Here is a 391-nt window from a genome sequence, read left to right on the forward strand (position 1 = left end):
TAGCGATTGAACATCGGCGCCCAGCGCAGAACGATGGCCAGTGGAAGAACTACCACTGGTGGTCACAGGGAGGATACCAAGACCGGGAACGGGGAGGGTATCAGCCTTGCGGAGCTACAGCCGAACGATTTTGAATATTGAATTTTGCTACGAAATTAGGAGTAAATAACCGTGATTGCAGCGACAGAAACAACAACAGAAAAGCCAGCGGCCGAGGTGCACAACTGCCCGACATGCGCCGGTCGCATGGCCGAATTGAACAAGCTCCAGGCGCACTACAAAGCGCAGGGAAAGCCTATGCAGGAGTTGGCTATCAAGTCGGCGCTGCAGTCGGTGCGGAGGGTGAAGTGATGATCATCAAACTCCCATTTCCAGCCGCAAGCCTATTTCC

General features: G+C 54.0%; 1 protein-coding gene. It reads left to right on the plus strand.

The genetic code is table 11. The features are described 5' to 3' along the window. Positions 1–137: 137 nt before the first annotated feature. The coding region (locus tag C5P05_RS33480; protein ID WP_232834286.1) for a hypothetical protein at positions 138–391 on the plus strand (254 nt) is incomplete at its 3' end.

The sequence above is a fragment of the Rhodoferax ferrireducens genome (assembly GCF_003347515.1).
GTDB lineage: Bacteria > Pseudomonadota > Gammaproteobacteria > Burkholderiales > Burkholderiaceae_C > Rhodoferax.